Annotated in this window: 22 protein-coding genes; 8 read left to right on the top strand and 14 right to left on the bottom strand. The window is 38.5% G+C overall.

Annotation, left to right across the window (positions count from 1 at the left end; genetic code table 11):
- Positions 1 to 15 precede the first annotated feature (15 nt).
- Entirely contained in the window at positions 16 to 1,503 is a 1,488-nt protein-coding gene (locus H6731_05380; protein USN51839.1) for an ABC-F family ATP-binding cassette domain-containing protein, read from the top strand.
- Here H6731_05380 and H6731_05375 read toward each other — a convergent pair.
- Positions 1,500 to 2,381, bottom strand: coding sequence for a hypothetical protein (locus H6731_05375; protein USN51838.1), 882 nt, complete (start codon positions 2,379 to 2,381; stop codon positions 1,500 to 1,502). The genes H6731_05380 and H6731_05375 overlap by 4 nt on opposite strands.
- A gap of 181 nt (positions 2,382 to 2,562) precedes the next feature.
- Between H6731_05375 and H6731_05370 the strand changes: the two genes are divergently transcribed.
- Positions 2,563 to 2,739: a hypothetical protein gene (locus H6731_05370; GenBank protein USN51837.1), complete on the top strand. Its 177-nt coding sequence runs from the start codon at positions 2,563 to 2,565 to the stop codon at positions 2,737 to 2,739.
- Complete coding sequence (locus H6731_05365; protein USN51836.1) at positions 2,726 to 3,502, top strand: class I SAM-dependent methyltransferase; 777 nt, start codon at positions 2,726 to 2,728, stop codon at positions 3,500 to 3,502. The genes H6731_05370 and H6731_05365 overlap by 14 nt, the downstream gene beginning before the upstream one ends.
- A 147-nt stretch (positions 3,503 to 3,649) precedes the next feature.
- Here the strand turns inward: H6731_05365 and H6731_05360 are convergent, their stop codons facing one another.
- The 3 genes from H6731_05360 to H6731_05350 are packed head-to-tail and all read right to left on the bottom strand — an operon-like array spanning position 3,650 to position 8,937.
- A complete protein-coding gene (locus H6731_05360) occupies positions 3,650 to 6,721 on the bottom strand; it encodes an efflux RND transporter permease subunit (protein USN51835.1) in 3,072 nt (1,023 codons plus the stop codon).
- 35 nt (positions 6,722 to 6,756) lie between these two features.
- Positions 6,757 to 7,617 (bottom strand): efflux RND transporter periplasmic adaptor subunit, encoded by an 861-nt coding sequence (locus H6731_05355; GenBank protein ID USN51834.1) that lies wholly within the window; start codon positions 7,615 to 7,617, stop codon positions 6,757 to 6,759.
- A gap of 9 nt (positions 7,618 to 7,626) precedes the next feature.
- Positions 7,627 to 8,937: a TolC family protein gene (locus H6731_05350; GenBank protein USN51833.1), complete on the bottom strand. Its 1,311-nt coding sequence runs from the start codon at positions 8,935 to 8,937 to the stop codon at positions 7,627 to 7,629.
- Positions 8,938 to 9,266: 329 nt separating this feature from the next.
- Between H6731_05350 and proB the strand changes: the two genes are divergently transcribed.
- Positions 9,267 to 10,382, top strand: a complete 1,116-nt coding sequence (gene proB, locus H6731_05345; GenBank protein USN51832.1) for a glutamate 5-kinase — start codon at positions 9,267 to 9,269, stop codon at positions 10,380 to 10,382.
- A 1-nt stretch (position 10,383) separates the two neighbouring features.
- A complete protein-coding gene (locus H6731_05340; GenBank protein USN51831.1) occupies positions 10,384 to 11,640 on the top strand; it encodes a glutamate-5-semialdehyde dehydrogenase in 1,257 nt (418 codons plus the stop codon).
- On the opposite strand, the gene H6731_05335 is transcribed toward H6731_05340, so the two are convergent.
- The gene (locus tag H6731_05335; GenBank protein ID USN51830.1) at positions 11,630 to 12,349 is read right to left on the bottom strand and encodes a hypothetical protein; all 720 of its coding nucleotides are present in this window, start codon (positions 12,347 to 12,349) and stop codon (positions 11,630 to 11,632) included. The genes H6731_05340 and H6731_05335 overlap by 11 nt on opposite strands.
- A 210-nt stretch (positions 12,350 to 12,559) precedes the next feature.
- Between H6731_05335 and H6731_05330 the strand changes: the two genes are divergently transcribed.
- Both H6731_05330 and H6731_05325 read left to right on the top strand, forming a co-directional pair.
- The gene (locus H6731_05330) at positions 12,560 to 14,398 is read left to right on the top strand and encodes a DEAD/DEAH box helicase (protein ID USN51829.1); all 1,839 of its coding nucleotides are present in this window, start codon (positions 12,560 to 12,562) and stop codon (positions 14,396 to 14,398) included.
- Between the two features lie 172 nt (positions 14,399 to 14,570).
- Positions 14,571 to 15,641: an AI-2E family transporter gene (locus H6731_05325; GenBank protein USN51828.1), complete on the top strand. Its 1,071-nt coding sequence runs from the start codon at positions 14,571 to 14,573 to the stop codon at positions 15,639 to 15,641.
- 91 nt (positions 15,642 to 15,732) lie between these two features.
- Here H6731_05325 and H6731_05320 read toward each other — a convergent pair whose 3' ends face one another.
- The 5 genes from H6731_05320 to H6731_05300 form a co-directional block, all read right to left on the bottom strand.
- Positions 15,733 to 16,551 (bottom strand): ABC transporter permease, encoded by an 819-nt coding sequence (locus H6731_05320; protein ID USN51827.1) that lies wholly within the window; start codon positions 16,549 to 16,551, stop codon positions 15,733 to 15,735.
- Positions 16,548 to 17,036, bottom strand: coding sequence for a hypothetical protein (locus H6731_05315; protein USN51826.1), 489 nt, complete (start codon positions 17,034 to 17,036; stop codon positions 16,548 to 16,550). The genes H6731_05320 and H6731_05315 overlap by 4 nt, the downstream gene beginning before the upstream one ends.
- Before the next feature lie 339 nt (positions 17,037 to 17,375).
- Positions 17,376 to 18,440: a hypothetical protein gene (locus H6731_05310; protein USN51825.1), complete on the bottom strand. Its 1,065-nt coding sequence runs from the start codon at positions 18,438 to 18,440 to the stop codon at positions 17,376 to 17,378.
- Positions 18,440 to 19,576, bottom strand: a complete 1,137-nt coding sequence (locus H6731_05305; protein USN51824.1) for a hypothetical protein — start codon at positions 19,574 to 19,576, stop codon at positions 18,440 to 18,442. Before H6731_05305 ends, H6731_05310 begins: the two co-directional genes overlap by 1 nt.
- A gap of 170 nt (positions 19,577 to 19,746) precedes the next feature.
- A complete protein-coding gene (locus H6731_05300) occupies positions 19,747 to 20,472 on the bottom strand; it encodes a HEAT repeat domain-containing protein (protein ID USN51823.1) in 726 nt (241 codons plus the stop codon).
- Between the two features lie 376 nt (positions 20,473 to 20,848).
- Between H6731_05300 and H6731_05295 the strand changes: the two genes are divergently transcribed.
- Positions 20,849 to 21,364 carry a DUF507 family protein gene (locus H6731_05295; GenBank protein ID USN51822.1) on the top strand — a complete coding sequence of 172 codons (516 nt, stop codon included), beginning with the start codon at positions 20,849 to 20,851 and terminating at the stop codon, positions 21,362 to 21,364.
- A 356-nt stretch (positions 21,365 to 21,720) separates the two neighbouring features.
- Here H6731_05295 and H6731_05290 read toward each other — a convergent pair whose 3' ends face one another.
- The 4 genes from H6731_05290 to H6731_05275 form a co-directional block, all read right to left on the bottom strand.
- Positions 21,721 to 22,347, bottom strand: coding sequence for an IS5 family transposase (locus tag H6731_05290; protein USN51821.1), 627 nt, complete (start codon positions 22,345 to 22,347; stop codon positions 21,721 to 21,723).
- A gap of 6 nt (positions 22,348 to 22,353) precedes the next feature.
- The gene (locus tag H6731_05285) at positions 22,354 to 22,509 is read right to left on the bottom strand and encodes a transposase (GenBank protein ID USN51820.1); all 156 of its coding nucleotides are present in this window, start codon (positions 22,507 to 22,509) and stop codon (positions 22,354 to 22,356) included.
- 160 nt (positions 22,510 to 22,669) lie between these two features.
- Positions 22,670 to 24,988, bottom strand: coding sequence for a S8 family serine peptidase (locus H6731_05280; GenBank protein USN51819.1), 2,319 nt, complete (start codon positions 24,986 to 24,988; stop codon positions 22,670 to 22,672).
- 242 nt (positions 24,989 to 25,230) lie between these two features.
- Positions 25,231 to 25,950 (bottom strand): SDR family oxidoreductase, encoded by a 720-nt coding sequence (locus H6731_05275; GenBank protein USN51818.1) that lies wholly within the window; start codon positions 25,948 to 25,950, stop codon positions 25,231 to 25,233.
- Between the last annotated feature and the right edge of the window lies 1 nt (position 25,951).

Below are 25,951 nucleotides of genomic sequence, written 5' to 3'. Positions count from 1 at the left end.
AATACTGGTAAAAATATGTCGCAATTTATTCGCCTTGATGGGCTTTCGTTTTCCTACCCTCGATCTACTTCATCGGTTCTTAAAGAAATAAGCCTCAGTATTGATACTGGCTGGACTGCAGTGTGTGGTATTAACGGGAGTGGCAAGAGCACGCTCTTAAATCTATTGTCAAAAAAATTAGTACCGGACAGCGGTTATGTAGAAGTCAATGGTTGTATCGAATATCTTAAACAGCATCATATGCTGAGTGAGGTAGAGATAGATGAGCTTTATCAAGACTACTCAAAAAAATCCTTACAATTAAAAGCCAGTCTCGAACTTAATGAGCTTTTAGCACGACCATTTTTAGAATTGAGTTTTGGTGAGCAGAAACGTATGTGTCTGGCATTTTTATTGCGTAAACATCCGGATATTTTGATAGTGGATGAGCCGACCAATCATGCTGATGCATTCACTAAAAATTTAATTTTTAATGAACTGAAAAATTTTTCTGGTGTAGGCATTGTGGTAAGCCATGATCGTAGCCTTTTGAATATGCTTGCGCAAAAAACAATTTTCATAGAAGAACAGCGTGCACTTTTTTTTGACGCGCCCTACTCTGTTGCGCTTGAAGAAAAAAAATCAATGGAAAATTACCAACAGCAATCGAGGCAAAATAAATTATCTATCATCAAAAAACAAAAGCACAGCCTGCAGCAAAAATGTGAGCTTATAAATAAAAAATCTCGATGTTTATCAAAGAAAGGCATAGCAAAAAAAGATCACGATCAAAAAGAAAAAATAAATCGCGCTAAACTTTTTGCAGCAGATAAAAGTGATTCTAAGGCTCAAAGAAAATTTAGACAACGTCTGGATAATTCTATTGCTGAACTTTCAAGTTTGAAAGTTAAAAAAGAATACGAACTTGGAGCGTTTTTTGAAGATTGTCCTGTGAGCAAAGCCATACATTTTTCACGTCAGACAATCACCAAAAATAATATGAGCATAAAAATTCCTGACATTGTGCTTGAAGCTCGAAGCCCTGTGGCGATCGTGGGAAATAATGGCTGTGGCAAAACTACGCTTTTGTCCTATTTGGCAACTATTTGCCCACTAAAGAACTTTAGCTTTATTCCGCAGGAGCTATCACAAGTAGCTAAGAAAAATTTATGGATGAGCATAGATAATTTATGTCGCGAGAAAAAATCTCATCTGCTGTCATTAGTGCGAAGGCTTGGATCTGATCCTTCATCTATCGCTGATGGCTGCGAACTAAGTCCTGGTCTTTGGCAAAAACTAAGTTTGGCTTTTGCTGTACTTGAATCTCATCCGCTGATCATGATGGATGAGCCCACCAATCACATGGATCTAAAAGCCATAGAGTTACTAGAGCAGGCTCTTATGAGTTATCAAGGAGCGCTTTTGATCGTAAGTCACGATCAAGAGTTGATAAAAAATATTGGTGCACAAAAACTAGAGATTAGCCGACAAGGAAGCATAAGTTTGGCACAATTTGTGAGCTAAGAGCTAGGTGATTTTGAATAAATTTCTAAAGCTTTAACAATGGATTTGTATTGAAATATGTTTTGCACGCTTCCTACTCTTTGTTTTCTAAGTTCAATAACTCGAGCGGGAACTGAGATTGACATGTTTTGATCGAGAGCATCGATGAGACTCAGCAAAGTAATAAAGCTTCCCGCTCTGCCAATTCCTGCACTGCAATGAACAATCAAGGGGATTTCCATATTATCATGAATATTTTTTAGCAAAAGAGCCAGTTCAAGGAATATTTGAGCATCGAGATAGCCGTTGTCAGGCCAATCGAGGAAATGAATAATTTCATGCTCTCTTATTTCATCGCCTTTTTTTAAAGTGAACTTAAAAATTTCAACATCATACTCATTGACCTTGCTAATCTTTGAACCGCTATGGCTTATGCTGAGTTCACCAATTTCAATTTTTCCATCATTGTTTTGTGAAGCTTTAGGCCAATAAGGAAAACATTTTTCTCTCATTCCTTCATAAAATTTTGTCAGCACAAGGCTGGTTGTTGCCATGCTCTCCCAGATCATCCACCAGTGATCCTTGAGGCTGTTCCGCATGGGAGCCTGACATTGAATAAATTTCCGCATGCAGGAATCAAACTTCACATGACTTGCATTAATGTAGCGCAGAGGATCGTTAGTAAAAATAAATTTATTGGAAACTAAGGGTCTGACATCCGAGTACCTATCTTTGAGTGGCATATGTTCACATAGGGTAGGAGAGGATTGAGCGGACTCTGAAAGAATTAGTTTCCATTCTTGCTTAATATTTTCTGAAACGCTGTCAATAGCAGACAGTGATGACGAAGTAATTAGCATAGCCAACATGTAAATAGATGAAAAATATTTATTAAGCACTGAAAAAATCCTTTAAGAGCAAGTTGGTAGGTCATGTAATAAATTACAAAAATTTAAATTTTTACGTGCCGTAAAAAATATGTGCAACAGGGTTTTTTTCTGTTGAAAATATTTTGAGTAAAAAATGATCTTAAAATTACTTTGTTAGTGTTCATATAGATTTTTTTAAAGGAGCCTATCGGTGTTTAAATTTTCACAAAACTTTATCAAAAATATTGAAGATATTTTTGGAAAGTCAGGTCGTGAGTGGCTCAATAGTTTGCCCAAAAGAATTAAAAATTTAGAGGAAGTAGGTGAGCTCGTAGCTGAACATTTAGATATTGTTGAAATTATAAGGAAACGCAATGAAATCTATTAAGCATAAAAGCGCTAAAGCATCGCATTATGACAAAGAATCAGAAAGCTATGATGCATTCAATGAAAATAATTCTATAGTCATAAATAAAACTATTGAGAGCATTCTTAAAAAAAATAAAATTAAATCAGTCCTTGATCTAAGCTGCGGCACCGGGCTGCAGGTATTTTTTTTGGCTGAGCATGGTTATGATGTGACCGGCTGTGATATCAACGCAAAAATGCTCAACATTGCTAAAGACAAGGTGAAAAATAAAAAGTCAAAAATAAAATTTATCGAAGGAGATATGCGCACAAGTAAAGTTGGCACATTTGATGCGGTTATCACAATATTTAATGCTATCGGGCATTTGACAAAGAAAGATTTTTCTAAGGCTATAAAAAACATTGGCAAAAATCTTAAAGAAGGCGGGCTTTATATCTTTGATATTTTCAATCTCGATTACCTGCTTGAAGACGACAATATAACCAAGCTGACTATCGACTGGAAAAAAACTGTAGGTCATGTCACATACCGCGAGATTCAATACAGCAGTATCAATAGTGAAGGCGTGCTTGCTTCATTTGATATCTACATTGAACAAAAATTAAATGAGAAACCGCAGCTTTCGAAAGCATCCCAAACTTTGCAAGTTTACAGTGCACAAGAGCTTAAAAATATGCTTGATGAATCAGGGTTTAAAATTATGCATCAGTGTGGTGTGGATGGCTCTCGCTTTAATGCAAGCAAAAGCGAACGTATTTTAACTGTGGCACGAAAACACTAGAGTTTTGAACGCTAGCTAATGGAATTAAGAGACTAAAGTTTAGCACTCTATTTGGATCCCCGCCTGCGCGGGGATGACAAGTAATGCGGGGATGACACATGATAGTGGACAAAAATGCTAGTGAAAAACTATTTTCAAAACAATCTCTTAACTATTTTTTCTAGAAAAAAATCTGAGCTTAAGTTTTTCTACAACACTAAATAGGCACGGTACTATCACCAAAGTTAAGAGGGTAGATGCAAGTAGGCCGCCTATGACGGCTACACCCATGGGAGATCGAGCTTCGCCACCAACTCCATGTCCAATGGCAACCGGCAACATACCGCCGCCTGCAGCAAAAGTAGTCATAAGAATTGGTCTGAGCCTTAGTGGTCCTGCTTCGAGTAGAGCTTTTTTGGTCGCAACACCTTCGTGAATTTTTTGCAAAACAATTTCGATCAATAAAATTCCATTTTTGGTAACGAGGCCCATGAGCAAGATAATACCGATCATGGTGTAGACCGACATAATCTGCCCAGTCAAAAGCAATGCTCCAAAGGCACCGCTTAGAGAAAGTGGCAAAGCAGCCATTATAACCATGGGGGACATGTAGCTTTCGTATTGAACGCACAAAACGATAAAGACCAAGATCACAGCCAAGATCAAAGCTTCTATCATTGCTTGAATAGAATCTTTCATGCTTTCAGCCTGACCAGAAAGCGAGGTAGAAATTTCCGAAGGAATAGTGTCATCGATATATTTTTGTATGGAGTTGACTGCAGCGTTTAAATTTTTTCCTGAAAAATTGGCATTGAGCGTGATCTGCCGCTGTCCATCGAGGCGCTCGATGGTGGATGGAGAGAGAGAGGGTAGGATATTTGCCAAAGACGCGAGCGATACATAACCGCCTTTCGTGTTGGCGATGGAAATACCTGCAATGTCTTGCAGTGAGACGCGATTTTCATCGGCGATGCGCAATTTTATATCGATCTCTTTACCACCGATTTGAATGTTGCCGGCTTTTTCACCCTCGAATAATGTGTGCATCGTTGTGGCGATTTCACGCGGTGTTACTCCCAAATCGGCAGCTTTAAGAGTATCCACTACAATTTTATATTCACTTTGCGGCTTTGCTTTGGTGGTTTGAACATCAACCACACCGCTCACATTATTTTTTGTGTACTCTGCAACTTGATCAGAAAATTCTTCAAGCTTAGTCCAATCATCAGAACGAAAAATAAATTGGATAGGATGGGATTTTTTGCTGCCACCGGCATCGCTAAAAGAAATTTCTTCGCTCGAGTTTTGAAAATTGCTGACCAGATCTGTGCGCAATCGATCCATCATTTGTTTTTGACTGAATGTGCGGTCTTTTTTATCTACCAATTTGATCAAGAGACTAGCCTTGTTGGGTTTTTGGTCTAAAGATGTTCCCACTTTAGTGATTACCGTTTCGACCCCAGGGTAACTTTTGATGGCCTCGGCTAAAATCAAACTTTTTTGTTTGGTAAAAGCAATGTTGCTCCCTTCGGCAAGTTCGTAGTCAACCATAAATTCAGATGTGTCTTCGCTAGGAAAAAATGACACGGGAACAAATTTCAACATAAAAATACTGACTATAAAAATTGCCAAGCCGCTGAATAAAGTGATGGCATTGTGATCGAGGCACCAGCTTAATAATTTTTCGTAGTATTTTTCCAGCTTAGAAAAATCAAAGTGAATTTTTTGAGCTATAAAATCGGCAAGATTAAAGCTTTTTGTTTCATGTTCATTTTTTAGGAAGCGGCTCGAGAGCATAGGAGTGAGAGAAAAAGCCACAAATAAAGAAGTCAAAACTGCAAAGGCAACCGTCAGTCCAAACTGAAAAAAGAATCGCCCAATAATACCGCGCATAAATGCAACAGGAACAAATACAGCGCACAATGAAAGTGTGGTCGCAACAACCGCCATGCCAATCTCTTGGCTTGCATCGCGAGCAGCAATATGAGGTTTTTTGCCCATCATCAGGTGTCGGTGAATATTTTCAACAACGATAATGGCATCATCGATAAGAATTCCGATAGAAAGGCTGAGAGCTAGGGTTGTCATCATGTTGAGGCTAAAACCCATAAATTCTAAAAAAGCGAAACTAGCAATGACAGCAGTAGGTAGTGCAGTTGCACTTATGAGAGTGATACGCCAATCTTTTAAGAAAATCAGCACAATAAAAATTGCGAGCAATGCCCCTAAAAACAGATCAAATTTTACGGCATCGATTGAGCCTTTGATGAAGAGTGAATTATCTGTAATCACTTTGAGACTCACTCCATCAGGGAGTGAAGAGTTGATAGTGCTGAGTGCTTGTTTTACTTCTTCGGCAACTTCGGTGGTATTGGCGCCCGATTGTTTTTGCAGGGAAAACAATATGCTCGATTCTTTATCGATGAATGCTGCATCTTTTTCATCTGCGATAGTGTCTTTCACTTGAGCTACATCGCGAATGCGAAGATTGATATTTTTTGCATTGGGTATAGGTAAAAGAGCTATTTCATCAGCGCTTTTTAATTTTCCTTTGACGCGAATTGCTTGAAAACTTGCATCGTTTTCAATTTTTCCGCTGGGGAAATCTAAGTTTTGTGATTTAAGTGCATTGAGTACAATGCTTGGGCTCAAACCAAAAGAGGAAAGACGCTGTCTATCGAGCAAAACATGAATCTCTCTTTCTCTAATTCCTGCAGGGTTAGTATTGGCTACTCCATCAATTCTCTCAAGCCGAGGCTGAACAACATCTTTTGCTATTCGTGAGAGTTCGGCAATATCGAGAGAACCATTGAGAGATAAGTTGATGATGGGTTGGGCACCGATATCAAATTTTTGTACTATTGGAGTTTCGGCTTCTTGAGGAAGAGTATTGATGGCAGCAAAAACTTTGTCTCTTACCTCTTGTGCGGCATCGTCAGAATTTTTTTCTAAATTAAATCGCAAAACAAATCTTCCGACATTGGGATAAGCGCTTGATGAAAGTGTTTTAAGTCCTCCTATTCCATTGAGCGCTTTTTCTAGAGGATCAAGGATTTTTTGTTCAATGGATTCAGGATCGGCACCAGGGTAGATGACAGATACAGTAACCACAGGAAAATCAACTTCAGGATAAAGATCCACCGAAAGTCTAGGAAGAGAAAACAAACCAAAAACCATCAACACCACGTTGATCATGGTGGCAAATACCGGTCTTTTTATAGAAAGTTTTGCTAATTTCATGGCCTGTATATCCTTGGTCTATAATATTTTTTAATTTATTTAAGCTGAGCTTCAGCGAATAAGCCTGGTACAACTCTTGGATCATCTTGCTTGAGAATGGCTGTTACCTTAAATGTTCGAGTGACTTCCGATACGGCTGGAACAACTTTGCTCACCGTTGCTTCTTGGTTGTAGTTGATCGAAGGAATAAAAACAGACAATTTGCTGCCTACATTTATTTTTCCCACCAAAATTTCTGGCGCATTGAGATTGATTTCAACTGAGTTGGCTTCGTAGATATCAAAAATTTTTGCATCCATTCCAACTTGTTCGGCTTTGTCTTTGTACTGTTGAGCAAGAACGCAATCATATGGTGCACGCAGTTTGGTGAACTCTAGTTTTCTCTCAGCTGTTTTAAGATTTATTTCTGCCAATTTAAGCGCTACGTGAGCTTGTTTGTATTTTGTTTCCATCAAATCGTATTGCGAAGCTGTGGACGCATTACCCATTTTTAGTTGAGTTTCACGGTCAAACTCATTTTTAGCTGTTTTTTGGGCCAACAATGCTTGCTCTTTGTTGAGCTTCATAAGTTGAACTTGCAGCTCGTAATCAACCGGATCCAAAACTGCGATGACATCGCCTTTTTTTATTTTGTCTCCGGCTTTTTTATTGATGTTTTCGATGAATCCAGGGACTCGAAAGGCCAAAGATGATTTGCTTGTGGCAGAAATTTGGCCGGATATACGGACGATGAAGCTATTGTTGTGGTTGGTGGCGCTGATTTTTTGGGTGGCGTTGGCATTTGTATTCGTGGTGTCAAAGGGCACTGTTTGAGGAAGGCTGTATTTGTCTTTGCCAACAACAATCCATGATGAAAAAAATGTTATGAAAATAATAATGTTTAACAAAGATGACATAGCAATCCTTTAAAGCTCAGGCCTGTTTTTTCCCAAAGCTTGCTGTAATTTGAATTCCCTTAATTTAAGTTCCGTATAGGCCACAACGATTTGAGCATGAGCGTTGGTTTTTGCTGCTTCAGCTAAAATTAATTCTGTAGCGGAACTTTTTCCGGTTTTGAATTTAAGATTTTCTATACGATAACTTTCGTCGGCCTGCTCGATTGATTTTTGCGCAAATCTATAACTTTGCCTCGAAGATTTAAGCGAAGAAAGCACATTGATAAGCTCGAGTTTAATTTTTTGATCTACCAATTGTTCTTGATAGTTGCTTTTAAAAAATTGTTCCTGTGCTTGGCGAGCAGAAAATAAATCAGAACCGTTATTCCAAAAATTCCAGCTGAGATTAAGGCCAAGCATTTTGCTTGATTCTTTTGCTCCCATGCTGGGTGTGCCAAAATTTTTATCTATTTGAGCAAAAAAATTTATTTCAGGAAAAAATTTAGCAAATGCTGCTGTACGCGCGATAGAAGCGATCTCTCTTCCTTTGAGTGATTGCATTTTTTCGATGCGGTTAGGAAAAGCTATGGATAAGCACTCAGACAAACTGGGCAATTCACTTTCACTGATGTCGGGTGGAATTTCAAATGAGCTCAGCTCAATTGATTGGGGATCTTGATGGCCGATGAGTTCGATAAGACTATAAAAAGCACTGTTCTTTTCGGCTGTGGCCTGTGCTTCTGAAGAGCGAGCTTGAGAAACTGCAAGATCTAATTTTAAAAAATCTCCATAGTGAATACGACCTGCCTGAAGTAACAGTTCGCCATCTTTCTTTTGGGCAAGACGCCCTTCAAGGCTTGATTTACTCACCTCCCACATCTTATGTGCTTGTTGAACATTGAGATAAAGTTGAGCAATTTTAAATGCCGTTTGTGATTGCAGTAATTGTAGATTGAGTTCTTTGACACTTTTTTGTTTGCTTTCTATTCGAGCATTTTGTGTGAGTGCAAAAAGTCCTGATAGAGGTTGGGTGAGTTTGATGGTACCTAGTGCTGTGCGATCATCTTTGATGAGGAGCTCTCTTTCTCCAAGCTTGAATGATTGTTTGCCGTCATGCCAAGCTCCGTTAAAAGTAGCAGAAAGGCGAGGACCAAGATCGAGCCAAGAGGAAATTTGCTTACTTTCTTGGGCCCTAAGCTCGCTTGAAGCAATTTTAATTTCTGGTGCATAGGCCAAGGCAAGATCTATAGCACGATTGAGATTGAGCTCTTCGCTCATGAGTGATGGTGATATACCAAGCACTATCAATAGAGTGACTGTATTGAGGATAAAAATTTTCATTAAAGCACCAACGCTAAAAAGCTTACTTTCAGTTCTATTGATTGTTTCGAGTAGAATGAACAACAGGTGTTGGTAATACATTTCCAAATAATTTTTATTTATAAATATTTTTTAACTGAAAAAAGTTAATAATTTAATGTTGAAATAATTTATTTTTTATGCTGTAAAAAATAGAATTCTGAGGTTGGGGTGTTTTTTAATATTTTTTGAACGATTCAACAGTAGCTTGAGGACCTAGTGAGAAAAAAATCATGCAGCGTATCTCCTTGTTGGAATTATCAAAAAAACAAAAATCTCAAGTATAAAACTTGAGAGTCGGAAAAAAATCAATGCATAGAACAAATTTGATCAACGCTGAAAAAATAGTCATAAAAATAGGTTCACGTGTTCTGCTTGAAGATAATGGTAATCCCAATTATTTTGTTATCGCTCACATTGTCGATCAGCTCTCTCAGCTTCATAAACAAGGAAAGAAAATAATTTTCGTTTCCTCTGGTGCTATCGGAGCTGGTATGGAAGCACTCTCTTTGCCAAAACGTCCGAGTGATCTGCCTACGCTTCAAGCAGCAGCAGCTATTGGTCAAGTACGTCTGATGAGAGCTTATGAGGATCTTTTTGGAAGTCATAACATCATGGTGGCTCAGGTGTTGCTCACCCATGAAGATCTTAAAAATCGTGCGCGACATTTAAATATAAAAAACACCCTTAATGAACTGCTTAAACGCAATGTGATTCCAATTATTAACGAAAATGATGCTGTTTCTGTTGATGAAATAAAATTTGGAGACAATGATGTTTTGGCGTCATTGGTGGCGATGCTTTTAGAGGTAAAAGCACTTATATTATTGACTACATCTTTGGGATTTATGATTCAAAAACAAAATGGTGAACAAGAAAAACTATCTCACATAGTTGAACTCAACCAAGAAATTTTAAGCCACATTCAGGAGCATAAGGTTGGCTTATCCTCTGGAGGAATGAAGAGCAAGCTTATTGCCGCTCATAATTTAATTCATGTTGGCGGTCTTGCCATTATTGCTCCAGGAAAAGAAAAGGAAGTTTTGCTTAAAATTTTTAATGGCGAAAATGTTGGCACTATTGTTGGCGATCCCTATCATGATAGAGCCTGCAAAATGCCAGGGCGAAAGCGGTGGATTGCTTTTTATAATCGTCCTTGTGGCTTTCTCAATGTAGATGATGGTGCAAAAATTGCTCTTATAAAAAATGGCAAAAGTTTACTTTCTGTAGGAGTGAGACACGTAGAGGGAGAATTTGCTGAAGGAGATGTTGTTGCCATAAGAGATGGCATGGGTGCAGTTTTTGCCAAGGGCATCAGTCAAATGACTAGCCAAGATATTAAATGCTATCAAAAAGAAAATTCAAAAAAATTGAGCAAAGAAGTAGTTCATAGGGATAATTTAGTTTTGCTTAAAGAAGGGTTTTAAGATGGATCAAATACAAAATATTGTTATGGTTATTGCCCAGCAAGCAAAGCAGGCATCGTACAAATTAGCTTCAGTTTCTTCGGATGAAAAAAATCAGGCACTTCTTGCTATAGCTCAAGCGCTCGATGAACATCGCGATTTTATCAAGGTACAAAATGCGCTTGATATGCAAACTGCTGTTGAAGGGCAATGCGCTTCATCTTTGATCGATCGTTTGCGGCTTGATGATAAGCGCATCGATAGTATGATTGAAGGTGTTCGTACTGTTGCCGAGCTGAGCGATCCAATAGGAAAATTAATTACCAGCAAAAAATTAGACAATGGTCTTGAGCTTAAAAAGATTCGTGTTCCTTTGGGAGTGATTGGAGTTATTTTTGAATCACGCCCAAATGTTGTTGTTGATGTTGCAGCACTTTGTCTTAAGAGTGGCAATGCGGTTATTTTACGTGGCGGTAAAGAAGCCTGGCATTCTAATCAAGCCTTGATAAAGGCGATTGATGCTGGTCTCAATAAAATTAATTTTCCTTTGTTTGCTGTACAGATGATACCTATTAATGATCGCTTAGCGGTCAATCATCTTTGCAGATTTAATGATTACATTGACGTTATAATTCCTCGAGGAGGAGAAGGGCTGATTCAAGCAGTGAGCGATTGTGCCACGGTGCCAGTTATCAAACATTACAAAGGCGTGTGTAATATTTTTATCGATGAATCTGCTGATATAAAAAAGGCTTTGGATATTTGTCACAATGCCAAAGTGCAAAGACCAGGCGTATGCAATGCGGTTGAAACTATTTTGGTTCATCAAAAAATCGCTCAACAATTTTTGCCCAAACTTTATGAAAATTTTAATGAGGCCCAGGTAGAAATTCGTGGAGATGAAAAAGTTCTTGAAATAATTCCGGCAAAAAAAGCGCAAGAGGAAGATTGGGCTACTGAATACCTTGATTTGATTGTTGCTATAAAAATTGTCAATGATGTTGAAGAAGCCATTTCTCACATCAATTGCTATGGATCTCATCATTCAGATTCAATCGTCAGCGAAAATAAATCACATCAACTGCGCTTTACCAAAGAGGTTGATTCTGCAGCGATCTATGTCAATGCGTCGACACGATTTACTGATGGCGCCTGTTTTGGCCTTGGGGCGGAAATTGGTATCAGCACTGATAAACTCCACGCACGTGGGCCCATGGGACTCAATGAACTCACCACCTATAAATGGGTTGGTATAGGAAACGGGCAGATCAGAAAATAAAACTAAGGCTCAAAGTGATGGGCATTTGGTATATAAGATATTGCAAAGATGAAGGAGCGCGCTTTTCTATTTTATTGTCTCCCAAAAGACTGACAAGGGAACTTCCTTTAGATGAATAGTAATACTCTGCTTGTATTCCACACTCAAGCGCTAAACCAAGACGAGAAAAAGGAAAGACCTCCATTCCAATAGAAGCAAAAGCATGAGCTCCAGGAGAAAGATCTGCATAGCCTTGTTCGTGATAGAGATTACGAATTTCTTGTCTGAGGGTATCCGAACCATTTTTGCGAAGGTGGTGCAAAATATTCACAAGACTTATGCTAATGCCGCCCCCAAAGCGAGTGAAGACACTAAAACGATTTCCTAAAGGTAAATAAGGCTTTCCATAAAGACTAAAATGCATAAAGATGGGCTCAAACTTAGCGTTTGTAAAATTTTTAGGTATGGTGTTAGATAAGATTACACCGGCATTGAAATACTTATAAAGACCCACATCAAATCCGAATTTTAAGTTCCAATTGTTGTCAAAGGAATGGCGTAATTTTGAACTCAAAAAACCATGGAAATTTCTCATCATATTATAATCTGTACTTGCAAAAAATTTTGGATATTTAAGAGGTAGAATATATTCTTCCCCAAAAGAAGCATCTTCCGCGAGTAAGTCTGTATTGCTGAGTATCAGAAATATAAAAAACAAAAATTTTTTCATATACTATTTATCCACCATATACCAGTATTAAGGATGCAATCTAAAAAAATATAACATGTATAAAAATTGGGCAGAAATTTTTTGTAGGGCAACTGCTTGAAGTTTTTTAAATCATATATATTTTTCATACGCAATACTGATTCACATTAATAGATTTTAGATTTCATAAATTTTAAAATGATGTTAACCAAATTTAGGCTAGGTGCACTAATGCGAATTTTGATTATATTTTTTTGGGCTATGTTGAGCGTATCTTGTTCGAATGTAAAAAATGCTGTGAAAAGTAGTCATCAGCCCCTATTAGAAATCTCAGAGAATACAAAAGAAAAAGCTAAGGGCAATAGCGATATCCAACTCTTAGCCCATCAATTAGCGCCTATCGATTATTTACTCAAACACCCAGAGCAAAAAGGTTTATTGGTCAATCACTACATGGGAACAGGTAAAACATATTTGGGCCTTGGTTTTGCTCAGGCTTTTTCGAGCCATCCGGTTATCATTTTGGCTCCGCGTTTTATTGAGAGTAATTGGAAAAATAGCATTGACTCCTATGGGGTGAGCGATCCTGAGCGCTTTACTTTTATCTCCTATGACGATGCTCCAAGCAAGCTCGCCCACATGGATCTTAGCGATCACATTATTTTGGCTGATGAAGTACATAACTTGGTCAAAATGATGCGCACGGTAGACCGTCAGTCCAATGAAAATTTTTCTGAAGTCTACAGCAATTTAAGGAAAGCCTATAAAATTCTGGCTCTGACTGGTACTCCAGTTTATGCAGATGAGTCAGATGTTGCCTTTATGCTTAATCTTGTTTCGGGTAAAGATCTTATGCCCTTTAATCAAGAAAGTTTTCGTCTGCAATATACGGAAATAATTCCCACCCGACAATTTTTTAGGGGTTATTTTTCAGAAAGTAACTTTATGTTATTCGCCGGTCCTATCGCTTTTAGTCTTTTCTCTGTAGCCCTGTTCGGACCATTGGGAGTTGCTGTAGGATTGCCTTTAGGGTTGGGAATGACTATTGGAACAAACCTTTTATTTGATCTCAATTCTTTTAAGCTGCGTCGTTTAAATCTTGAAAAAATGACACCATTTTTTAATAAGTATTTATCCTATTTTAAATTTGACGAGAGCACATTTAAGGATTTTCCCGCATCTGACATGAAGACCATGGAGGTTCCTTACAATAAGTACCAATATTCGTTCTTCTTACATCTCGTTGAAGGGGATTTGCCTGTTTCGCAATTGCAGAGGCTGCTAAGGAACGAAAAAATTCATAGAAGCGATGAATATGTCGAGATAAATAGCAGTAGATTGCATGATCAGATTTATTCTTCTGTTGGAGCAGGACGAGATATCGGTAATTTTGAGTTCTCTAGTAGTGATGGAAAATTAATTGAATCTCCCAAGTTCCTTCAAATCTATGACGAAATGAAGAGGCACAATGAACAAACGGTTATGTATTCAAATTATTATCAAACAGGAATTTTGTCATTTGAGCAATTTTTGAAAAGACAGGGATATAAGGAAAAGTATGCGATTATAACTCCTGATCTACGGGCAGAAGCGGTTAACCAAATTGTAACAGATTACAACAATGACAAGATTCGTCTGTTAATGCTTCATCCGGATGTAACCGAAGGCATTTCCTTAAAGGGTACTCAATATTTGCATATTCTTGAACCTATGCTGAACAACACGGTTTTAGAGCAAGTTATAGGCAGAACACGCAGATTTCAATCTCACAGTCATCTACCAAAAGAAAAACAAATAGTTCATGTGCGAATGTGGCAATCCACCAGTTCCAAGTGGAATCCAGATATAGGAGATCTTTCAAGGGTTAATTGGTTCAAGCGCTACCGTGAAATATCTTACATGTCTCGCTGGGGGGTTGGAGTTTCACAAATAGATAAAAATTACCACAAGAAAGCCTTGAATCCCGAAGAACTTTCAATGATAAAGTTGCAAACCTTAGAAAAAAATCTTAAAGAAATTCAAAATGTGCTCACCCTTGAGTCTATCGAAAACAATTACAGAAGTAAGTAAGAACATGGGCAGCAGATGCGAGCGAACCACGACTCAAGATTTTATTAAGGAAATAGGATGAGGTTGCAAAAGAGTTTTTGTTATCTTTGGCTATATTGTTTACAAGGTTATCCAAGAACTTAGATGGATAATTTTGTATTTAAAGACAATTCGTTTTTGAAAGAGGTTCGTGGTGAACACTTCTAAATTTATTATCTGGACCTTTATTTTATTTTTGCTGCTCAGCTCATTGTTGGTGGGACATTTATTATTTAATTTTATTACGCCCATCATAATGGCGCTTGTTATTGTTTCACTTTTCAGCCCCATGCATGTAAAGATCATGAGATGGAGCAACAATCGCGCCTATTTGAGTGCGAGCATATCTACAACATTGGTATTTTTGTGTGTGATGGTGCCCATCACTCTTTTTATATTTTCACTGCTGCAGCAAGCATTGGCTATTTATCAGGCCACACAAAAATTAAATAATGCTGGGGGAATTTCTCTTTGGCTTGAATCGTTGAAAGATTATCTGATCGAGTTAAAAAATTATTTAGAAAGTTTTGGCATCAGTATTGCTCCAGCTAAAATTCTTAACTTTGCCACCAATTTTTTTAAAGCCATGGGGCAGAGGTTTTATGACAGTATTGGATTTATAGCCACTAATTTTCTAACATTAACTTTCAATTTTTTTCTGACGGTAGCGCTGGTTTTTGTATTTTTTGTCAGTGGTCAAGCCACCAAAAAATATGTCATGGATCTATTTCCTATTCCTACAGATGAAAAAGAAAGACTAGCGAAGCGCTTTCAGGAGCTCTCCAGCGCCGTTTTTTTGGGCAATGGTTTGATAAGTATCGTAGAAGGTCTCATTGGTGGTCTATCATTTTATATTTTTCATATTCCCGGTGCACTTTTTTGGGGAGTAGCCGTGGCCATTGCAGCTTTTCTTCCGCTTGTGGGAGCAAGCATCGTCATTATTCCAGCATCTATTTATTTATTTCTCACCCAGGAATTGTGGCAGTCAGTAATTTTTTTGATTGTGAATATTGGCCAACTGATTATTCTTGAAACGATTGTTAAGCCAAAGTTGATTGGCACTAAAAGTCAGATGCATTCGGCTTTGGTATTTTTATCGATTTTGGCTGGTGTACAGGTTTATGGACTCTTTGGTCTATTTTATGGGCCGTTGTTGGTCACTATGTTTTTAAGTTTGGTGGAAATTTACAAAGAACATTATCGAGATTTGCTCATAAAAAACTGAGGGCCTTAAAGCACTAGTCAATAAAGCCCGTCAGAAAATTGAGGAGAGATGAATTGAAAGTAAAACATTGCAAATTAAAAAAATATTTCCTCTACAAAAAGTAAGCAAAAATTCGGGTGAGAAAAAAATCGGTAAAAACTATCACCAGTGAAACATTAACTACAGCACGTGTTGTAGCACGACCGACTCCCTTGGTTCCAAAATCGCAAAAAAGTCCTTCGTAGCAGCCAACCAAGGCGATACCAAAGCCAAAAAAGAAGGTTTTGGTAAATCCTGATATAAAATCTATCATCTTAACAGTGGCGATGGACGAGCCATAAAATGAAACAGGGCTTACTCTAAATTCACCCCATGAAATAATTACTGCCCCAAAAGCACCGATGACTGTTGCTAAAATTGAAACCAAAGGAATCATAAAAGTAGCGGCCAGTATACGAGGAACAATCAGTTTTCTTATGGGACTGGCTCCTAAAGCCCTTATGGCATCGATCTGTTCTGTTACTCGCATGGAAGCTATCTCAGCGGCCATACCCGCGCCAATGCGACCACCAACAACAAGGGCGGTAAATACTGGGCCGAGTTCTCGCACCAAAGAAACGGTTGTGACACGGCCTATGAATTGTACTGCTCCTAGTGCTCGTAGGGTAATGCCAAATTGAAACGCAAAAACCACACCGACAAAGAATAAAGTTACAGCGGCAATAGGCATGGAGCTTACTCCAACATGAAAACACTGCTCTTTAAGTTCTTTGGTGATGACTGGCCGTTTGCTTGCATGCTTGTAAAAATTTCCCACCAGTATGGTGAGGCCTCCAAGATAAGCAATTTTTTTTCTGAAAAACGCGCCAGTTGATTCAAGGGTGTCAGGCGAAACAATGCCCCTAAATTTTTTAATCAATGTAGTAATCACAATTGAGCCTCAGCCCAAAAGTTAATCATCATAGAACTGAAGTCTTTGACCAAATCTTTAGACTCTGGGCTTGAATTAAAAACAGCATCAAATACACAGCGGTTTTTTCTCAGAATAATAATTTCCAGGTAACGTGGAACTCCATCGATTTTAGCAGTTAGGATCGACAGCAAACCTTCTCTGTCACTAATTTTTATGTTTTCTTGTTTTTGGTAATGAACATCGCTAAAACCTATAAGCAGTTGAGCGGTAAGCGCTTCAAGTGGACTGTCTGATAAGTTTTCACACTGAGCATTAAAAAATATTGATGCATTTTGGTGCTTGTGTTTAAAAAATAATTGAGCACCGCGAAAAGATTTTTGAACCCATTCATTTCCAGGGGGCGTTACCCCAAAGCTGGCACGGCCTTTCTTTACCAAGCCTGGTTTTGGTAAACAGCCCGCTGATAAAATTATAAAAATAACTGTAAGCAATAGTCTTTTCATGGCTCGATTATATAGTGTGTTTTATTTAAAGTTCAAATCCCAGTAGATCTTCACTCCAGAAATTTAGATATAGTGCCACTGCATAGCAAAAATAATGTTGAAAGTTAGCAAAAGAAATTCCTAAATTATTTTCAAGGCATCATATTAAAAATTTTTTGTATGTTTTTTGCATTGTTCTGCAAAAGAAATTTCTTTAGCGTTGCGTGTTATATTGGAAATTTTTTCTATTTTATCACAGGAGTCTTTCGCGATCTTTTTTGCTAACTCAGGACTTTTGTTATTGAGTGCTTCAACTATTGCCATATTAAGGCAGAAAAATAAGCAGCTATATGTAATTATTTATTTCAAAGGCATAAGCAGAGCTTCACTAGGGAAATGCATATTTTTATCTGGACTGTAAAGTGAAACCATATTGATTGGACTATCCGAAATTTTAAAGAATAATTTGTTCTGATATCCCATAGCATCACCGGCAAACTGATATGGCAGTCCTTCATTTGATTCTATAGTCACATCTTTTACTAAAAAATCGTAAAGTTCTGGATGACGAAAAGAGCCCTGCCAGATAGAAGGGTAAAAATGAGATAGGCACGTGGCAAGAGGAACCGCACTGATGCGCAAGTGCATATAACCTGGTCGTTTTTGAGCAAAAGGAAACATTTTTATCCCATAACCTAAAGATGGTATTGTGCCTACACAGATAAGAGGCGCGATACCTTGATAGAGTTCTAGTCCTTCTTTTAAATATATTTCTTCGTCTTTGTTCTTGTTTCGAATAATTCGATAGGCTGGTTTTGAGCTTTTGGCTTTAACGAGCGGAAGTTTTCTTCCTGCTTGGCGAGGAAGTGTTTTACAAAAACCGGCGATCGTAAAACCCACAAACGAAGTAAAAAATTTTTTTAGAGGGCTTTGGGAAAAAATTTTTTTGACAGCCTCAAAGTCATTCATCAATTCGCCATCGTAACCGATTCCAGCAAAAGGAGTGAGTAAGCCTGTCTCGGTCTCAATCATTGAAACCGCTACTGGTTTGAGATGCCTTCCACTCAAAACAGCTTTGATGTCATCTTCAGGTTTTCGCGCTCCTAGTACTCGGGCAAGAGCATTGCCTGTGCCAAGTCTCAGCATGCCGATTAAAGGAATGTTATTTTCAGGTAATTTTTTAGCAGATTTATTGAGAAGATTGATCACGCTTACGGCTGTGCCGTCGCCACCTCCACTGAAGATGTATCTATATCCCTTGTTAAGTATCTCACTGATCATAGTTTGAGCTTCATTTAAATTTTTGGAAAAATAAAGATCTTGTGCAGGAATAAGCTCTGACAGAATTTTTTTCTGCGCCATTACGTGTTTAGCGTTGGCATTAAGTAAAAAGGCAACCTTATTTTTGCGGTACTTTAGGTCCATTATGTGCCCTCCAACAAAAAAGCTGCGTGTAAATGAGTGAGTGCATTTTCTAGAGCTTCATCTCTTATTACAACGAAAATTTCGTCGCACCCAATCATTGATTCGATCAAAGCTATATTACGCTCTCTAAGGATATTATTTAAGTACAAGATCGTCTGCCCAAGATTTGTGCGGTGAGCAAGCTGTAGAGTAATAAGGGCTAATCCTGAACTTGTCGAAGCATCCTTCAGCAGTTCTTGGGCTATATCATTGGAAACATAGGCAGATATAAAACCGTCCTTGATTTGGCCAAACAAAAAATAATTATGCCATTCAAAACAAATTTGCTCTAAGGGAAGGTTCAGATGAACGACTCCACGCAGGTGATTTATTGCGCTTATTGCCGAACTTTTATTTCTGATAATTTTTTCCTTAACGTGTGTTCCGTGCCGCGTTCCCGACTGAGCGATAAGGATTGAGACATTAAGCTGCTGGGCAATTTGAGCTGCATCATGTGCAAGAACTTTTGCGCCGTACAAAGCCATTGAGCTCATTTGTTTGTGATCCAATTCATTTATCGGTTGGGTAAAAGGTAAAATCTTGGGATCGCAATCCATTACTCCTGGAACATCTGTATAAATCTCACATAACTGTGCTTCGAGGGCAGCTGTTAATGCGACAGCTGTGGTGTCAGATCCCCCTCGTTTGAGAGTGGTGATTTCTTTGTTGCTTGAAACGCCTTGAAAACCCGCAACGATAACTACGTCATACAGGGAAAAAGCTTCAATAATTCTTTGGGGACGAATAGCGATAATTTCAGCATTGCTGTGATGATCGTCTGTAATGATGCCAGATTGTGAACCCGTAAGACTGATAGCCTTTACGCCAATTTTTGCTAAAGCCATTGCCAAAAGAGCCATGGATGAACGCTCACCACAACTTATAAGCATGTCCATTTCGCGTTTTGGGGGATGAGGGTTTATATGGTGAGCAAGTTTAATGAGCTCATTGGTGGTGTGCCCCATTGCAGACACAACTACACAAATTTGTTTTTGCTTGGTCAGCGATTGTTTAATATATTCCGCTACCAACGAAATTTTTTCCGGTGATGCTACTGAACTACCACCAAATTTTTGTACAAAAACTTCCTTTTTCATGAGTCATCCTTGAGACCAAGCAGCTTTATATTTAAATTTGGGCACAATATTTGAAGGCCACAATAGAGGCCTTCTTTTATAATTTTTTAACTATGAAAGATAACAAGTTTTAGATTTAGGAATGTAAATAAAATTATTATTTAAATCCCTTCATTATGGGGTTAAAGCTGTTAGTGCTCAATGCGAACCAATTGTTTATTTTTTATAGTGAATTCTTCTTTTACTTCATCACTTAGATCAATGTCATCTTCAATTAAAACCTTTTTGTCACACAGAACCTTCGCGCTCATACGTGCTACACGAGCTGAATGTTCTTCATTGTTGAGAGTATTTAGAAGTTTTTTGATGATTTTTTCCTCAGAACTATCTCCTAGTAGTTCAATCACAAGGCATTGCACATCATCGCTATGATCATCAATATAGGGCAAGAGGATTGGATCTAAGGAGCGATCAGAAAGATCACCGAGTGCGGCAATAATTTCTCGTTTAGCCTGTACGCTTCTATGATCTCCAGGAGGACGCTTTTGTAGAGCTTGAACGAGGAGTTCTGTGTAGCTCTTAGGATCGGAGACGAGCTTTTTAAGCGCGACAATTGCATGATTTACTTCGTTTTTTTCAAATAAAAAGTTTCGCAGTAGCGGAATCATGCGTTCGCCTTTTTGAATGATTTCATCCACCAGCCACTTTTTTTCTTCTTCATCCCAATGAGGGGATTGGACTACCACGGTAAAACGTTCCAAAAGTCCTTTTAGGCTTTCATCTGTATCCCATTTCAATAATTTATCCATGGCCATGCGTCGGTAGTCTGGTTGCGCATAAAGTTCTTTAGCTTTGCGGACTTGACCGGATATAGCATTAGCAGAGGGGGTGCTTTTTAAGAAATCAAACAAGCCCATCAGTGAGCTCCTTTTTGGTTAAACACGAAAAATCTCAGACAATTAACACGCATAATAAGTTTTATAATCTCATTTTGTGATTTATCATTTGCAATCAATTTTTTATTACAAAATTCCAAGGATTTTTGTGCTGAGGTACATAAAATCTGATTCAACTTGGCTCATAGCACAAAATTATCGAAAAAAGAAAGTCCGAATATTGCCGAAATTTTAGCTGGATTGGCCTGATTTATCACAGTTTTCATGCCTTGCCAGGGTGAGCTCATCTCATATTTTAGGCGTATTTAGCTTATTTAGTGTTGTTGACATATTAACCATTCAAGATACGATCCAGCCCGACTATATTGTTTTTTGCTTTGATCGAGAGAGGTAATTAATGGCCCTGTATAGAAAAATTATTCCTAAAATTGCACGCGACGTAATTCGCACTCTGAGCACTCAAGAGGCCATTGAAGTAGATGAATCCCGCATGAGTGAAGCGGAGCTAGATTTAGCGGCTGTGATGGTAGGTTATGTCGATACCGAAGAAGAGATTAGTCGTGAGGCTGCAGATACTTTGGTAAGACTTGGTATGCCGCGAGAAAGGTTTCAACAGTTGAAACAGCGTTTTGCTGAAAGAAGAAATGTAAAAATTGGAGAAGAGGGTTTGGAGTATTTACTTAACCAACTTCTTGAAGCTCTTTTTCAATCGAAAAATATAGAAGAGATTTATGCCCAAGATGCAGATTTGCGAAAAACTATTAAGGAATGCATGAATAAATCCATTCAGGTAAGTGAAGAAGTTGAGCAAGAAGCACGTTCGCGTCTTAAGAATATTAAGGAAGGAACCCCTGAGTGGGATATCGAATATCCTCGTATGATTGCGCAAGTCAAACGTCAAAAAGGCTTGTAATGAAGGAACCTCGACTTAGTTTATTTTTTTAAAATAAAATCATTTAAAAAATAATTTGTCTTTGCACGAATTTTTTATCTGATATGCGTAAAGAAACTTGGTTTAAATGCAGCTTCATGAGGCTGCATTTATTTTTGCGAAAAGCTTGCAGATTTTGGAACCTTTTAGGAAGAGCTTATAATTTCCTCATCGATTATTAATTGCCATCCATATTTAAGAAACTGTTTTGAAAATCAAAATAGTGGCGTTTTAAAGCAGTTTTAGCAAAATAGTTACAATCGCTAAATAAATATGAAAAATTAACATAAGCAAACAGTTATTCTTAATCCTTTAGAAGCTGTAAAATAAATCAAAATTTAGGTGGTAAGCCACTTTTCCAATCGCTTTATGCACAAGCTTGCATGAGCGATGTAGTTCATTGATTCCTGATGGCTTGTACTCTTCTCATAGTTACGAACCAGGCGCCTGTTTCTATTCAACCAGGCAAAAGTTCTTTCAACTGCCCAACGAAATATCTGTGGTACAAATCCCTTTTGTCCTTTCAGGCGTTCTGCCGCTTCGGTGCTTACTCCTACATTCAAGCTTGAACCTACATTTAGATAGGCATTATCACCAAGTATTTTCGCCATCCTGGGAAAGTTTTCACGCTTGTTGAGCTCAACGACTAATCTCTCACCGGCAACCTTATCAGCCATATTTGCTGCAGTGCAAATACACAGCAGCATCAGGCCCATGGTGTCAACAGCAATATGTCGCTTTCTTCCATTTATCTTCTTTCCTCCATCCAAACCTCGGTCATATACCCCAGGCTCAGCCGTCTGGGATTGAGAGTCAACGGAAGAAAGGGATGGAGTTGGTTCTCGACCTGCACAGCTCATCACCATTGCTACAAGAGCAGCATTTAACGCCTGCCACAAACCAGAAACAGACCAGGTGCGAAAGTAATGATAAACGATACCTCGTGGTGGGAAATCATTGGGCAAACAGCGCTACTTGCAACCATTTTTCAAAATATACAAAATGGCATCAACTAAGCTTCGCACGCTATAGAATCGAAGTCTGCCATTTTTTGAATCTGCAGGAAAAATGGGTTCTATTATTTCCCAGGCTGCATCTGATAGGCAGGTTTCATACAAGCGTGACATGGTATTTCCTCTCGAAAAAATCTCATGTCATACTTTCAATTCTCGACGTTATTTTGGGAACCTATTTATCCTAAAAGACTTTTTTTACAGCCTCTTAGATAAAACAATGCCACTGAAGAAAATCAACAGTGGCATTTCATGTTTCCTAAGAAGAAATAAACTAATTAAGCAACGAATCGAGCGTAAAACGAATGCCTTTATTCGAATCAATCACTGTGCCATCGTTATAACTCAGTGTCAAAGTATGTTCTGGAGTTGTTTGGATGCCTATAGTGGCGGACGCACCTTTATCTATTACCGAACTTTCAACGTTGACATCGAGATAATTAAATAGAATATCTGAGCTATTCTCGAAAAATACAATTTCGAAGGTCATATCATCGTAGCTATTGTAGTGACGTATATTTCTCCATTCAATAACAAATTCACGATTGGGTGCTTCGCCAATTGTATCGAAATAAATATCTCCATCGGAAGCGGCTGGGTTTAAATCATCCCAAAATGGAGCGATCAAAGACATAAATTTTTCATTTGGAAGCTCTGTATTAGTTAAATCAATAGGAGCAGTGTTGGTTAGGCTTGCGGCTCCATTTGAACCTATGGTAATCATGCTGAACGCTTGATCTTCTCCGCCAAATTTAATTGGAAAAGGTGTGTCGATTGTTGCAATCCAATCATCGTGTGCTTCGAGAGCAGTGCCTTGAATATGTCTATATTCAAATTGGTTTTCGTCATGAGCCACGTACGCCCTCATATGGGTTGGGTCATAAACATTTACGGTTACTTGATCATTCTCTGGGAACAAAAATTGAAAAACTCCCGGAGACTGTGCTACCCAGTCTTGTTCATAGATACCATCTTTGAGTGAGTTTTTTCCAAAAAGGTTTTTATTGCTCAAAGTTAATTTAGTATCGTCTGGCATCATAGGAACTACTACGTCACCATTTGGTTCAGAACAATTAATATTAAGTGCAGACAGTTTTAGATTGGATCCGACGGGCAACAATAACTTATTTTCGATGGGGCTAAGACGTGTACTCACGATTTGGTTTTCACAGCTTATCGAACCAAATCCACCCTGATCTATCGCTCTTATTCTTCTTCCAGATATGGTGATATCTTTAAGACCTTCAACAGGAGTACCGCCAGTCATCAACAAATTCTTGATTTGTACATAGTTGTAGGAAGGGAATTTGGTTTTTATCATTCCTGCTAATCCACTCACAAAAGGAGTGGCCATTGAAGTTCCGCTCATTTTTTCATAGTCAGATCCCAAGACTGTGCTAAGGATATCAACGCCAGGAGCAGCCAAGTGAACTGTTCTTTTTCCATAATTCGAAAACCAAGCCCTTTCATCATTGTGATCGGTCGCAGCAACAGAGACGATGTTTGAAAGAGTATAGTTAGCAGGATAAACATCTGTAGTATCGTTATTCTGATTGTCATTTGACGCTGCAGCAATGAACAAAATTCCTTCTTCCTGATGAGCACGAATGGCATCTTCCAGAGCCTGAGATTTAACACCTCCTCCCCATGAATTGCTGGTGGCAAAAATATTGACAGGATTTTTCTCTCGAATTTTTAAGTTTCTGAGATACTCGAGACAGGCTATAGCCCCAGAGGTTTCACCACCACCTTCGGCGGTTAAAAATTTACAACCGATAATAGAAGCATGCTGCATGACTCCTCGTCCACCGTGTGAGTTCATTGCTTCTGCAGCAATAATTCCTGCGCAGTGGCTTCCGTGTCCATGATCATCCATGGGGTCTCCTGCTGTTGCTGAGCTAGGATCTTGCTCTGCGGCAACAGCATTAAACCCATGAACATCATCAATTACTCCATTACCATCATCATCAATGCCGTTGCCAGGTATTTCTCCGGGGTTAGTCCAAATATTGTTTTTCAGATCAGGATGTTCGTAGTTTACTCCCGTATCGATTACCGCAATAACAATATCTTTGTCGCCTGTGATTTGTTCCCACATTTCTGGAGCATTGATATCAACATCGTTTGTCCCTCCAGTTTGACCTTTATTATCAAGTCCCCATTGTTCTGAAAAACGCGGATCAATTTCATCAGTTTCTGGGGGCGGTTCCACAGGGTCAACAGGCTCTGACGGAGGGGGTTCCATGTAGGCATGCCAAGGGGCATCTAATTCTGCGTAAAGAACGTCGTCACTTTCTTGATAATATTCAAGCGCAGCTTCGACTGATATTCCTTTGGCTACTTCGACAACTTCTAGATTTTTTGGCAGCTCAAATGATTTTAATACATAGGCTCCTGCAGAAAAATGAGAGGCATTCATTTTATTGAGTGTAATGGAATCTTTGTAACGAACAAGTATCCGACGGTTTGAATTTTTTTGCTTTTTAGGTCTTGATTCCGATTTGTTAGGCATGTATTCCGATGCTATGGCTTGTTGACCTGTTGTCGCTAATCCGAAAGCAAGGATACAAAGTCCTTTGAAAATTTTGATCATACGTTTGAGCCCCCCTCGTTGATCGCCGAGTCACCTAAATTGCAAAAAATAAAGGTTTTCCAATAAATTGTAATTTAATTCTCGTGCGCTAAGCAACAACAAAATTTAAAATTTTTTTTAAAAAATATTTTATTCCGATTGGTTTCCGATTGCTTGTGCACAAAAATATTGATTGATGACAATAAGTAGTTGGTTGATAACAAAAAAATGTTTCAATAAATGAGCGAGGATGTTTTTTGTCTCTAAACTAAACTTCTGCCACCATCAATGCTGATAATTTCTCCCGTCATATAAAGAGATTCAGAAATAAATAGAACAGTTTTTCCGATTTCATTGACGGTGCCGATTTTTCCAAGAGGGATTTTGTTGATGACCTGAGCTCTTGTTTGTTGACTGTGAAAAGGTTGAAATAAGAATGTTCCTGGTGCAATGGCGTTGACTCGAATTTTAGGGGCTAATTCTTGAGCCAAAACTTTTGTTAGGATAGCGAGCCCCGCTTTGCCAACAGAATAGTGAGAAAAGAGAGGACGAGGGCGACTCCATAAGGCATCGATGATATTTATTACCGATGGGTTTTCCGATTTCCTCAAAAGAGGAAGTAGAGATTGTGTGATAAAAAAAGGGGCGTCTAAGTTGATCCCCTGGTTTAAACGATAAGATTCACGACTTATGGATTCAAAAACTTCTGGTTTAAATACCGATGCGTTGTGCACAATCGTATGCAGTCTGTCGGTGCATTCTTGTACTTTTTGGCAAAATTCTATTTGGCCTTTCTCGCTGGATAAGTCAGCACAAATAGTTGCAATGACTTGATCCTTTCGTGTATTTTTTTTTACCCACTCGTTTAGAGTTTCTATAGAAGTGTGGGCGTGGAGAATAAGCCGATAGTTTGCTTCAAGCATTGTTTCGGCAATTCCTCTGCCTATACGTATGGCAGAACCAGTTATTAAGGCAATTTTCATT

The sequence above is a fragment of the Myxococcales bacterium genome, assembly GCA_023898405.1.
Taxonomy (GTDB): domain Bacteria; phylum Myxococcota; class UBA727; order UBA727; family JABDBI01.
The sequence above is the reverse complement of the archived record's forward strand: the minus strand, read 5'-3'. Positions and strand labels throughout refer to the sequence as shown.

Bases quoted from the DNA above. Each gene is read 5' to 3' on its own strand.
- H6731_05380 (USN51839.1), top strand. From the start codon at position 16: ATGTCGCAATTTATTCGCCTTGATGGGCTTTCGTTTTCCTACCCTCGA.
- H6731_05365 (USN51836.1), top strand. From the start codon at position 2,726: ATGAAATCTATTAAGCATAAAAGCGCTAAAGCATCGCATTATGACAAA.
- H6731_05360 (USN51835.1), bottom strand. From the start codon at position 6,721: ATGAAATTAGCAAAACTTTCTATAAAAAGACCGGTATTTGCCACCATG.
- H6731_05355 (USN51834.1), bottom strand. From the start codon at position 7,617: ATGTCATCTTTGTTAAACATTATTATTTTCATAACATTTTTTTCATCA.
- H6731_05350 (USN51833.1), bottom strand. From the start codon at position 8,937: ATGAAAATTTTTATCCTCAATACAGTCACTCTATTGATAGTGCTTGGT.
- proB (USN51832.1), top strand. From the start codon at position 9,267: ATGCATAGAACAAATTTGATCAACGCTGAAAAAATAGTCATAAAAATA.
- H6731_05340 (USN51831.1), top strand. From the start codon at position 10,384: ATGGATCAAATACAAAATATTGTTATGGTTATTGCCCAGCAAGCAAAG.
- H6731_05335 (USN51830.1), bottom strand. From the start codon at position 12,349: ATGAAAAAATTTTTGTTTTTTATATTTCTGATACTCAGCAATACAGAC.
- H6731_05330 (USN51829.1), top strand. From the start codon at position 12,560: ATGCGAATTTTGATTATATTTTTTTGGGCTATGTTGAGCGTATCTTGT.
- H6731_05315 (USN51826.1), bottom strand. From the start codon at position 17,036: ATGAAAAGACTATTGCTTACAGTTATTTTTATAATTTTATCAGCGGGC.
- H6731_05310 (USN51825.1), bottom strand. From the start codon at position 18,440: ATGGACCTAAAGTACCGCAAAAATAAGGTTGCCTTTTTACTTAATGCC.
- H6731_05305 (USN51824.1), bottom strand. From the start codon at position 19,576: ATGAAAAAGGAAGTTTTTGTACAAAAATTTGGTGGTAGTTCAGTAGCA.
- H6731_05300 (USN51823.1), bottom strand. From the start codon at position 20,472: ATGGGCTTGTTTGATTTCTTAAAAAGCACCCCCTCTGCTAATGCTATA.
- H6731_05295 (USN51822.1), top strand. From the start codon at position 20,849: ATGGCCCTGTATAGAAAAATTATTCCTAAAATTGCACGCGACGTAATT.
- H6731_05285 (USN51820.1), bottom strand. From the start codon at position 22,509: ATGTCACGCTTGTATGAAACCTGCCTATCAGATGCAGCCTGGGAAATA.
- H6731_05280 (USN51819.1), bottom strand. From the start codon at position 24,988: ATGATCAAAATTTTCAAAGGACTTTGTATCCTTGCTTTCGGATTAGCG.
- H6731_05275 (USN51818.1), bottom strand. From the start codon at position 25,950: ATGAAAATTGCCTTAATAACTGGTTCTGCCATACGTATAGGCAGAGGA.